The 12,171-nt window shown below is 65.7% G+C and carries 6 protein-coding genes; 3 read left to right on the top strand and 3 right to left on the bottom strand.

Translation table 11 applies throughout. The features are described from left to right. The first annotated feature begins 34 nt into the window (after positions 1-34). Positions 35-523 carry a DUF1990 domain-containing protein gene (locus tag VV02_RS23975; protein WP_281177344.1) on the top strand — a complete coding sequence of 163 codons (489 nt, stop codon included), beginning with the start codon at positions 35-37 and terminating at the stop codon, positions 521-523. A 50-nt stretch (positions 524-573) separates the two neighbouring features. Here the strand turns inward: VV02_RS23975 and VV02_RS23980 are convergent, their stop codons facing one another. Next, positions 574-2,217, bottom strand: a complete 1,644-nt coding sequence (locus VV02_RS23980) for a hypothetical protein (protein ID WP_052595754.1) — start codon at positions 2,215-2,217, stop codon at positions 574-576. Between the two features lie 453 nt (positions 2,218-2,670). Here VV02_RS23980 and VV02_RS23985 point away from each other — a divergent pair, with 453 nt between their 5' ends. After that, entirely contained in the window at positions 2,671-9,474 is a 6,804-nt protein-coding gene (locus tag VV02_RS23985; protein ID WP_157063531.1) for a hypothetical protein, read from the top strand. Between the two features lie 1,162 nt (positions 9,475-10,636). After that, entirely contained in the window at positions 10,637-10,834 is a 198-nt protein-coding gene (locus VV02_RS23995) for a hypothetical protein (protein ID WP_052595761.1), read from the top strand. Positions 10,835-10,911: 77 nt separating this feature from the next. Here VV02_RS23995 and VV02_RS24000 read toward each other — a convergent pair whose 3' ends face one another. Beyond that, positions 10,912-11,238, bottom strand: coding sequence for a histone-like nucleoid-structuring protein Lsr2 (locus VV02_RS24000; protein ID WP_052595763.1), 327 nt, complete (start codon positions 11,236-11,238; stop codon positions 10,912-10,914). Between the two features lie 207 nt (positions 11,239-11,445). Further along, a complete protein-coding gene (locus tag VV02_RS24005; protein WP_052595766.1) occupies positions 11,446-12,135 on the bottom strand; it encodes a DUF6308 family protein in 690 nt (229 codons plus the stop codon). Positions 12,136-12,171: the final 36 nt, after the last annotated feature.

Raw genomic sequence — 12,171 nt, forward strand, 5'->3', positions numbered from 1 at the left:
GCTGAACTCGGTTGATGCTTACCGGTTGAGATCGTTGCCGCTGTCGTATGAACGTCGGGTCGGGGAGTGGCCTGACCTCCCGGGTCGGCGCACGTTTCGCCGGGCTCGGCTCATCGGGCGTGACGACTTGACTGCGGCGGCTGGGGCGTTGATGTCGTGGCGCGTGCACGAAGCGGCCGGGCTGCGCATCGAGCCATCGACTGCGACGGTCGCGATGGGCTCGGTGGTGCGGTTGTCGCTCCGTATCGGACGGCTGGCGGTGAAGGCGCCGTGTCGTGTCGTCGAAAAGATCGAGGATGCCGATCGCGTCGGGTTCGCGTACGGCACGCTTCTCGGTCATCCGGAGTCGGGTGAAGAGCTCTTCCTGCTGGAGCGGACCGAGCGGGGCGTCACCTTCACGGTGGCCGCGTCCTCGCGACCGAGCTCGATACTCGCCCGCGTCGGCGGACCGGTCACGCATGGTGTTCAGCAGCTGGTGACGTCCCGCTACCTTCGCGCCTTCGACCGCCTCCCGCATCAGTGACTGGCGACGTTCGGACCGCGAAAGCCTCACTGTCTGAAAGGTATTCGTGCTCAGTGGTCCCGGATGATGACTTGGATCTGTGCGGGTTTGCGGTCGATGGTGGTGGCGTAGGTCTTGGTTGTGTCTGCCGCGGTGGGCGCGGTCCCAGACCATGTGCCGTTGGTTTGCTCGCGGAGGTCGATGTGGATCGCGTTGGCGGGCGCGTGGCTGGTGCGGCGGAAGTCGTCGTCCTGCTTGTGGGGCCAGAAGGAGTCGAAGTACACCTCGCGGCTGTTGCCGATGAGTTCGGCGGAGATTGCTGGGCCGACGCTCGCGAAGGTGATCGGTCCGGTCCCGGTGACGATGATTGGCCGATTGTCGCTGGTGTCCTCGAGGGCGGAGCTGACGTAGGTAGTTGCGGTTCGGGCGCGTGCGATGTCCGGGGTGCTGCCGCCGGAGGGGAGGCGTTGAATGAGGCTGGTCGGGATCAGCACCGCGACGATGCATCCGGCGGCGGCGAGGATGAGTCCGGTTCGGGCGGGTGTGCGGGTGCGCTGCTTGATGAGATCGAGTGCGGCCCAGGTGGCGACGGCGGTGGCGAACAGCGCGACCGGCATGAGGATGTCTAGGTAGAGCATCCGTAGCGCGCCGACGGTACGAGCGCCGGTCCACAGCAGCGGCAGGGCGCAGGTGAGGGCGATGACGGATGCGGCGGCCAACGCGTCCTTGGCGCGTGAGGGGCGGCGTACCAGCTGCCCAAGGTGGCGAGCACTCCAGGCGCACAGGAGTAGTGCTGCACCGACGAGGACGATCTGGAGCCAGAACACCGAGGTTGCGACGTTGATGGTGACGTCTTGCCGTATCGGGGTGGCCAGGCGGGTGTAGTTCTTGAACGCATCGACGATGCCTACAGTGTGCTGGCCCGGGCCTGCGCCACCGAGCTTGGCAAGCTGGCCGACGTTGGTGGGCGAGAAGGTCAGGGTGTCGATCAGCGCGGGCCACCAGCACAGGGCGACGAGCGCGGTCGCGATCCATCCTGGACGTCGCCAGATGGGTGGCTGGTTGCGGGGTTGGTATCCGGGGACGGGCCAGATCGACTCGCGCGCGCCTTGCCAGCGGATGACTCCGATGATGCTGAGCATGAGCGCGAGAGCACCGACGACGGGCAGGAACACGATGTGGGCCTGAGCAGCGAAGCTGGCGCACACCACGAACAGCGGTAAGGAGCGCGTCTGCCACAGCAGCAGGCGCCATCCGAGCATGAGCGTGGCGATCATCGCGAGGACTGGTGGCCACAAGTTCACCGGGTGGACCAGCAGCTCGGTGAAGAACCGCTCGGTCGCAAGGAGAATGACAGCCGCGATGGCGACGCCGTACCAGCGGCCGGCGCGGTAGGCGGAGTGGATGGTGATGGCGACGAACGCGCAGGCGACGATGAGGCAGCCGGCCAGCAGTCCCCAGGGTTGCCACCCGGTGATCGCGTACGGAATGGCCAGGAGATAGAACTCCATCGGGCCGGGGTGGTGGGCATCGACGCCGGGGTTGAGCATCGCACTCGTCGAGCGCATCCCGACCAGCGGTGGGTGGGTGCCGAAGACGTCGTGGGTCTTGATCGCCAGGATCGCGTCATCGCCTTGCGGGATCCAGCCGTCGCTGATCAGGCCGACCGTCCACAACGCCAGGGGCAGACACAGCAGCAGAGTCAGTAGCAGCATCCACCGCGCATCCCGGATCGTGTGTGCCCGGGCAGCAATCCCGTTCTGGCTTAAAGGGATTCGAGACCGTCGCCGAGAGGTTCTGACACTCATCGCGACCTCGCGACGCGATCGAACAAGCGCGCATCGCGCTCAGCGAGGGGGCGCGGCTTCCTGCGCGTCGACACGGTCATGGGCGCAGAGCATACGAGTCCGACTGCGAACTTCCTATACCCGCCGCCTCCGGGCAGTACTGAGAAGAAACATCACGATCAGGTAACGCCGCATAATGGAAACGCCAATCCGAGACTGGTGGCTGGAGGGGTCGTGTACTTCTTAGCCACTTGCTCGCCATTGAGGTGGGCCTGGGGTGACAGGGGCAGGGCCATGGGTTCTGTGCAGCATTCTGGTTGGCTGGGATTCTTTGCTTCTGAGGAGCGAGTCCGTAGACCGTGGCGGTGGGTCGCGTGGGGCGTGGCTGCGGTGGTGGTGTTCGCCTGGTCTTTGACCGCGGATATCCCGCACGCTTCGGCGCAGGGTGTCCTTTCGGACGCCGCATTAGCGCAGCTGCAGGCGACGAAGAAGCCCGCCAAGGTGTCTACCCGGCCGGACCTGACATCGGCAATGGTCTCGGCTCGCGCCCAGGGTTCACCGGTGGAGGTGGAGGACCTGCGCGCGGAATTCACGTCGACCTGGGCGAATCCTGACGGCACTCTGACCACGAAGGCTTCTACGGGACAGCTGCGCTTCCGGGACAAGTCAGGGTCGTGGAAGAACGTCGATCTGGCGATCAAGGAGCAGGATGGCGCTCTGGTTGCTGACAGCACGCCGGAGCAGATCAGCCTGGCGGGTCCGTTGAAGTCTGCGTCGAAGGTGGCCAAGGCCGCGGGTGCCGGCAGCGGATCGGATGCCGTTGGTGCGTCGGTGGGCTCGGACAGGCAGGTGCTGCTGGGCTGGGCTAAGAAGTTGGGTAAGCCGGTTGTGTCGGGCTCGGCCGTGACGTACGCCGATGCGACACCGGGTGTGGACCTGCGTATCCAGATGACGCGGTCGGGCTACGAGACCTTCTTCGTGGTGAAGGACAAGAGCGCCCTTGCTGCGTCGGTGGCTGATGGTGGACCGGCGAAGGGTCGTGTCGCGTTCGAGGTGCCGGTCAAGACGAAGGGTCTGACTGCCAGGTCGGAGAAGGACGGGTCCGTCTCGTTCATCGGTAAGAAGGACAAGGTCGTCTCCCGACTGGTCGCGCCGGAGGCCTGGGACGCGACCCTCGACAAGGCGTCGGGTTTGCCGGCCGCGCACACCCCAGTTCGATTGGACGTCGAGCAAAAAGGCAAGGGCACGGCAACGGTCACGGTCTCAATTGATGCCAAGTGGGCCACGGATACGGCCCGTCAGTTCCCGCTGACGATTGACCCGTCCTACGCAACGACCAATGTGGCGCCATCACTCGATACCCGGGTACAGACCGATGGCGGCAACGTCGACTACTCCACCGACAACGAGCTGCGAGTGGGGACGTACGCGGTGGGCGCGCCGGTGGCACGATCCTTCTTGAACTTCCCGCTGGCGGGGATCAGCGGCAAGCAGGTGCAGGCCGCATCGTTGTCGCTCTATGAGACGTACTCCTCATCATGCTCAGCGCGGCGGATGAACGTCGTGAAGTCCACGGCCGCCTCAACCGCGACGCGGTGGAACAACCAGCCCACCCTGAGTGGTGTGGCCGGTTATGCGACGTTCGCAAAGGGCAACTCCTCGTCCTGCCCGGCCGCTCGGCAGTCGATCGCGGTGACGCAGCTGGCGAAGGACTGGGCGGCGTCCGGCTCGAGCGGATCGGTGGCTTTGCAGGCGGCCGACGAGTCCGACACCTACGGGTGGAAGCGGTTCGCGTCCTCGGAGACCGCGACCCCGCCGTACCTGTCAGTGACATACAACCGGCCACCGAACGCCGCTGCGGCGCCAACGTTCCTGGCCACCGGCGGCGCGCAGGGCATCGGGTACGTGCGCGGCGCCCGGGTGACGTTCACGACCAAGGTGACCGACCCGGACGCCTCACGAGCGAAGGCGTGGATCGAGGTGCACTCGAACACGACCGGGAACAACCGGCTGGGCTACTGCGACACCAGCGTTGCCGCGTCCGCGTCGTCGGTGTCGTGCGTGCCCGCGGTGGACCTGCCGGAGGGTGCCACGTCGTATGTGCGAGCCCGCGGCACCGACGAGCTCGGGCTGGGCGGTCCGTGGTCGGGGTGGACGAAGATTCGCCGGGCCAGCTACGCGCCGCAGCCGGCGACTGTCTCCTGTCCCGGGTATGCGAACGGCACCTGGAGCGACACCGCGCCGGCGGCAGATGTCACCTGCACGATCGCCACCACCCAGACCAACATCTACTCCGCGACCAGGGTGGATGTGTACGTCGACGGTGCGGCCACGCCGACCAAGTCCGTCTCCTCCTACACCCAGGCGACCTCGCAGACCGTCACGTTCCCCAAGACCGCCAACGGTGGCCACCAGATCCGTGTCGTCGCCGTCGGCCCGTCGCTGCTGTCGACGACCACGACTTCCGCGTTCGGGTGGGGCAACGCCTCCCTGACCTCCCCAGTGCCGTTGTCGACCACCTCCGGCAAGATGACCTTCTCCGCCGTCGGGCCGCCCAAGGGGGGCGCGTCGAGCGTGACCGCGAAGGTGCGCTGGCGGGTCGCTGGACAGGGCGGGAACGAGACCACCGGATGGACCGACGGCGGGACCCTGCCGGTGACGTTCGGCGCCGGCGGTATGGCGCAGGCCTCAGGCGCGTGGGACACCCAGCTCGCGACAACGGACTCGGCCGGGATCGCGATCCCGGCACGGACTCCGGTGCTGCTGGATGTGCAGGTGTGCCTGGACTACTCCGGCGCCCAGCAGTGCACCTGGTCGCAGTCGGCGACCTCAATCTCTCGGGTGCCGCACGCGTTCGGCGACGGGTTCCCGACCCAGGACGCCGGGCCGGGACAAGTCGCCCAGTTCACCGGTGAGTTCTCCATGTCCGAGACCGACGGGACCGCCCCTGCGCTGTCCGGTGACTTGTCGGTGTCCCGGTCGCACCTGTCCTTCACCGGTGACGGCACGTTGACTGGTTGGCCGTCAGCTGACCTGGCCAACAGCGTCTTCGGCCCGGGTTGGACCGCCTCCTGGGATGGCCCCGAGGCCGGCACAGCGTCGATGAACCTGGTCGACAACACCCGCGTCGACGGCACCATGGTGCTGCTCGATGACGACGGCGGCGCGCTGGTGTTCCAGCAGCCCGGCGACACCCGCGTCGCGGCGAAGGCCGGCACCTACGAGCCGGCCACCCAGGACACCATCGATGAAGGCATGAAGCTGGTCGTATCCGGCACCGGGACAGCCGCCCGCGTGGTGGTGACCGAGGAGGACGGGACCGCCACGACATACTCGCCAGTGACGACACCGGCTACTGGCGCGTGGACCTGGTCCCCACTGCAGGTCGCCGAACCAGGCGCCGCGGGCACCACCTCCTACACCCGGGACACCTCCGGACGAATCACGCGGATCCTGGCCGGGCTACCGGACGGCATGACCGCCGCGGACTGCCCGACCACGGGCACCATGCAGGCCGGCTGCCGGGCCCTCAACATCACCTACGCCACCGCCACCACCGCGACATCGACCACCCCGGGTGATGTGGCCGGCCAGGTGAAGTCGATCAGCACCACCCTGTGGGACCCGGCCACCTCAGCGATGAAGACCACCACCATCGCCACCTACGCCTACGACTCCTCCAAGCGGATGGTGAAGGCCACCGACGGGCTGACCAACCTGACCACCGGCTACACCTGGGACGGCACCTCGACCCGGGTGGCATCGGTGACGCCGCCCGGGCAGGCCGCATACCGGATCAGCTACTCCACCGATGGCGGTAAGGGATCGCGGGTCAAGCAGGTCACCCGCGACCCAGCCGAGTCCGGCGGATCCTCCAGTGCGCTGGCATCGTTCGTGTACGACATGGACCCTGCCGAGCTCGGCTCACCTGAGCTCACCGCGACCAAGGTGGGGACCTGGTACCAGAAGTCTGCCCCGACCAAGGGGTTCGCCATGTTCGGCCCCGAGCACCCCGTGTCCTCCACGACATCGGTCGGGTTGGACGACTGGCAGTACGCCGATCTGGCCTACACCGACGACCAGGGCTACACGGTCAATACCGCCTCCTACGGTGCCGGGCAGTGGCTGATCAACGCCACCGACTACGACGCCAAGGGCAACACCATCCGTGGTTTCACTCCCGAAGCGATCGGCTCCGTCCAGGCTCTAGGCGCGCCTTCGCCGGAGATTGCCGACACCTTCTCCAGCCAGACCGTCTACAACGAAGACATCAAGAACTCCGCCGGGGTGGTGACGGTCCCGGCCGGCACCCTGGTAACCGACTCTCTGACCCCGGTTCGGGAGATGACGCTGCCGGACGGGCGAGTCATCACGGCCAGGATCAAGTCGCACACGACCTATGACGAGGGTGCCCCGAACGGCAACGTCAACCCGGCAACCTCCGGGCCGTACAACCTGGCCACCACCGTCAGGACAACCGTGCTCGGCAGTGACATTGGCCCCGGCGGGTCCGGTGACGTGGAGCTGTCCAAGACGACCAACGGGTACGACCCTGTCGTGACCGGTGACACCTCGGGATGGGACCTGGGTAACCCCACCAGCGTCACCCAGGGTGGCACCGCTGTCGTTACTCGGTACGACCCCTCCGGACGCGTAATCGAAACCCGTCAACCAGCGGCCACATCCACCGCTTCGGCCGGCACAACCCGCACGGTGTACTACACCGCCGGCGCAAACAGCGTCGATCCGGCCTGTGGCGGCACGGCGAACGCGAAAGCGTGGGCTGGATCGCCATGCCGGGTCTTCCCCGGTGCGGCGCCATCGGCCGGTCCGGTCCTGCCCGACACACGCTCGACCGGGTACGACATGTGGCTCAACTCCACCAGTGAGGTCGAGACCGCCGGGTCGGTGACACGCACGACCACGTCCCGTTACGACACCGCGGGACGCAAGGTGTTCGAGCAGACGACCGCGAACATCCCCGGGAGCACCGCGCTGCCGGCGACGTTCACCAAGTTCAACGCGACGACCGGGCTGGTTGACTACGAGGGCAATGCCAACGCGGCCGGCACGGATGCCACCACCCAGCGCACCACCACGACGTACGACGGGTGGGGTCGGGCGGTCAGCTACACCAATGACCAGGGCGAGACCACGACCACCTCGTACAACGCGGCCGGCCAGGTCGGGTCAGTAACCGATCCCAAGGGCACCAAGACCTTCACATACGACGGCACAGACGCCGCCGGAAAGACCGAACGACGCGGCGCTGCGACAAAGGTCGTCATCTCCCGCGCCGGCACCGGAGGGGCGTTGACCTTCACCGGCGCGTACGACCGCGCCGGTGCCCTGACCCGACAGGACCTGCCCGGGCAGGTCACCGCGACCACGGACACCAACATCCTGGGCCAGGAGGTTGGTATGTCCTATGAAGGTCAGGTCACTCCGGTCACTGCCAGCACCGACCCGGAGACTGGTGACACCACGTGGACGCCCGGCACGCCCACCCGTGGAGACTGGTTGGGCTGGTCCATCGACCGCGACGGCCTCGGCCGCATGGCCAGGGAGTACACCGGGTCCGGGGCCGCATTCGACCCCTCCCTCGGTGAGGCCGAGCCCGGCGCGACCGGCACCCAACCCGTGGGCTCAGCGCAGGCCTACGACCGGGCCTACACCTACGACGAGGCAGGCCGCCTCACCAAGGTCATCGACCGCACCGCCGCCGTCAGTGTCGGGCCAGTCACCCCGGACACGCCCAGCTCCGTGATTGGGCAGTGCCAGGTCCGCGAGTACGGCTACGCCGGAGACCCCGGCAAGAACGGTGCCCGCACCTCCTGGAAGATCACTGGCTACCTCGGTGACCAATGTGGTTCTGGAACGCCAGTCGGCGCGCTCGATGCCAGCCACTCCTACGACACAGCAGACCGCCTCACAACGGGCATGTCCGTTAACGGCGGGCCCGCTGGTGGTGCCTACGTCTATGACGCGTTCGGGCGCCAGACCACCATTCCCGGTGCCGACGCCCCCGACCGCTCTGGGCAGGACGTCACCCTCGGTTACTACGACAACGACCTTCCCAAGGCAGTGGCCGAGGGCACCACCAGCACCCAGTTCGCGCTCGACGCCGGCGGACGCCGCTCGACGCAGACGACCACGACGTCAGCGGGGACCGCGACCGCGGTCCGGCACTACACCGACGACTCAGACAATCCCGGCTGGGTGGTCAACACGCCAGCCAGCGGTGGCGCGGCAACGACCACCCGGTTCGTGGAAGGGATCTCCTCAGAGCTCGGTGCGATGATCACCGACACCGGCGAGGCCAACATCTCCCTGTCCAACCCGCACGGGGACAACGTCACCGCCGTCACCATCCCCGCCGACACCAGCGGCGACACAGCATGCGCCGGGATCACCGGGTGGGAAGACGCCACCGAGTACGGCGGACCCGCACTCAGCGACATCTCCACCAACCGCGACCCGTCCGTAGTCGGACCCCTCGGTTACGGATGGCTCGGCGCGTCACAGCGCTCGACCACCGTCGAAACCGCAGGACTCACCCTGATGGGTGTCCGCTACTACAACTGGGTCACCGGCGCGTTCACCGGACCCGACCCCGTCCCAGGCGGCAACGACACCAGCTACGGCTACCCCAATGACCCCATCAATAGCAACGACACCACCGGCGAGATCAACGCGATTGAGCGCGGTGGCGGCACCTCCGCGACCTGGAACTGGAACTGGAAGCCCAAGAAGAAGAGATGCGGTCTAGGGTGCCGTATCCACAGCGTCGCAAGAAAGACCGTTCGGTCGGTGAGGAGAGCGGTGCCGCGTCCGGTCAAGCGCGTGGTTGTGCGCGCAGGGTACCGAGCCGTTAGCGGCGGATACCGTGCGGCTCTGTGGGCGAACCGTTCGCACTGCACGTGGATGGAGGGCATGCGAGTTTGCAGGGGAGGTCGGTTTAGGCTGTGGGGCAGGGGCGGCACCACCATCGGTGGAGTCTATGCAACAGACTGGAACCCCCAACACTGGACGAGCGCACGCCTAAGACACGAAAAGGTTCACCGGAGGCAGTGGCGTCGGTACGGGTTGTGGTTCGGATACATGTACCTGAGAGCTGGATCCAATCCGTGCAGAAACAAGTGGGAGAGGCGAGCCGGGTTGATCGATGGAGGCTATCCGTGTTAGCGAAGACCTTCGCGGCCGTCGCCCTTGGGGCGTCTGTGAGCCTGTCAATGACCGCCTGCGACGGATCCTCGGGCGATGGGATAACGGCGGTCACGAGGACGCAGGATGGTTCCTTGGTCGTGTTGGCAAAGACGTGCAGTCACCCCTTAACGACCGTGTCGGTATGGGCGGCAACATCAGACAATCGCTACATCCTTTCCTGGCGTGCCCGACCTGATAGCCACATACGGTCGGCGGTCTTGACCGCCAACGGCCAAGCCGTATCCGGATGGGAGATGACCACTCGCCGGCTAGAGGTCCTTCGGATCGGCAACTCGCAGTTCACAGCCGGTGCCTTCTCCGGGAATGACGCTGAGGCAGGAAGCGTGACATTTTCGATGTCAGATGTCGCCCGTTTGACCGCTGGAGACGTTCTTGTCGATGGTGCGATGGTCGGCCATGCGGGTGGTGGGGCCGCCAAGATCCCGCGGAGCCGTTTTGAGGGCTTCTGCGACTCGGGTGCGTGAGGCGCCTGTCTATCGTCCATCGCCCTGCTGGAAGCATCTACTAAGCGGACCGGGAAACTGTCATCTGCCCAGTCCACGAGCGCCCCCGAACGAAGACGTTGAAGGAGGAGACTTCAGAGATGGGAACTGATAAGTCCCCCATGCAACAACGAGACGCTAGGACCCAACTTGCCAGCGGTGGGGTTATGTTCGCAATTGGCGTCATTGGCTTTGCGGCTTTCAAATCCGCGCCAGCTAAGTTCCTCATGGCAATGCTTGTCGCGGGTGGAGCCGTCTCGATCGCCCGAGCGATCCTCTCCAGGAAAAGACAATGAGCCGGCACCTTCACGTCGTCGGATCCACGTCCTGATCACGGGGGCGATGCCGCATGCCCTGTCGCGCCCCTCGATCAAGGAGTACATTCAGAGCAACGACACGAACGCTTACGTTGCGCCGTTCCAGATCAAGGACAAGCGAGGCAGGGTGCTCAACACGTTCCCGGTTCAACTGGCTGTCGCCCGCAAGACCCAGAACATCATCACGGCATACCCTGTGGGCCGATGATGTCTAGGCGACAAGAGCTTACTGATCTATTCTCCGAGATCGACGGTATCGAGGCGACCGCAAGCGCCCACGGTGTTGAGTTTACTATCGCTCATTCGGGCGAATGTAAACGCGTGCGATGGGACGTCTCGGATGCCGAGCTATCCAAGATCCTGTACGACTACTCAAAGGACGCCAAAGCGGCCACCGGAAGTTCCGACGGTGGTGCGTTGCTCACCGTGCATATCGAAGAGACGCTGCGAACCACGACGACGTCGGGTGCTCTAGAGAAGACCCGCAACGGGTTCGCGGTCGAACCCTCGACCACCTGAGCACACGCAACGCCTGGCAATGGCGAGAGAGCCAGCCCGCAACCGCGGACTGGCTCTCTCATTGCTGAGGCGATCGGCTACTTCTGCGCCTTGTCGTACGCCTGCTGCAACTCGCCCGAGACGCGGCCCCGGTCGCTCACGGTGTAGCCGTTTGCCCGGCCCCACTCGCGGACCTGGTTGAGATCCTGACGGCCGGCGACCGCGGCGGCCTTGCCGGTGGCTCGGCGGCCACCCGTACGGCGGGCCGGCTCAACCCACTTGCTCAGACCATCGCGAAGGCTGGCAGCGTTGCCCGCGGACAGGTCAATCTCGTAGCTCACACCATCGAGACCAAAGGTCACTGTCTCTGTTGCCTCCGAGCCGTCGACATCATCGACGAGCAAAACTTGAACCTTCTGTGCCATGTGATTCTCTCCTTTAACGCGGACCCCAGATAGTCACCTTAACCATATGTGGCCTGCGTCGGCGAATGGCCACTTGATTCCGGCGCGCCGTTAAGCGTGGGGCGCTCACAGATATCGAAAACGCCACGCACCAAGCTCTCCGTTGGCCGAGCTGCAGCTTGGACGCGGCTGAATAGTTTGGTCAGCGACAGCCCATTACCTCACTGCTCAGGTGGCCGTGTGTGACGCTACGGGGTAGGTCACCGGCCTTGCCTTATCGGCTGCCTTTCCGTCCATCCATGCCAATACGTCGAAGATCCGCAGAGCACTGACCGTCTCATCCAGCCCGGCGGTGGCGCGCAGCTCAAGCAGCCGCCGTTGGAGTGCGCAACCTTCGGCCCGAAGTGCCTGCCGCATCGGCTCCCACTGCTGGCCCGAACCACCCAGAACGTGTCGGTTGATCACCTTGTCGTAGATCGGGATGAGCCGCGGACGCTTGCGCGCCATGAGCTTGCTGGCAACTGTGGGACCGATGCCTTGGAACTCGCGGAGCGCCCGATTCAGACGATGCGCAGCCGACTCAGCATCCAGCGGCTCATCGGCATCGGCCAAGTCACGGTCCTCGCCGACAGCGGCGAGTAGCTCCGAGAACTCGCCGCGGCGTCGACCCAGTAGTTCAATGGCGGCACGTGCGGGGACATCCACGGACAGGAACGTCAATGCCACCAGGTCGTCGGCCGTGAAGGTGTCGATATTGGTGGCCGCTGTCCCCGACGGATCCCAGGTATCGAACTGGCTCCCCGTATATCCCTGCCCAGGCTCAAGTGGGGCGAAGTACGTCCCAAGCAGCTTGACCGCGTCCCGTTCGTTTTCAGGGAGGAGGCTGTGGGTGAGCGTAATGCCGGGATACGTCGTCATGGACGATCTCCTGTCGGATCGATCAGCCACATGAGC

Origin of the sequence: Luteipulveratus mongoliensis, from assembly GCF_001190945.1 — a bacterium.
Lineage (GTDB): Bacteria > Actinomycetota > Actinomycetes > Actinomycetales > Dermatophilaceae > Luteipulveratus > Luteipulveratus mongoliensis.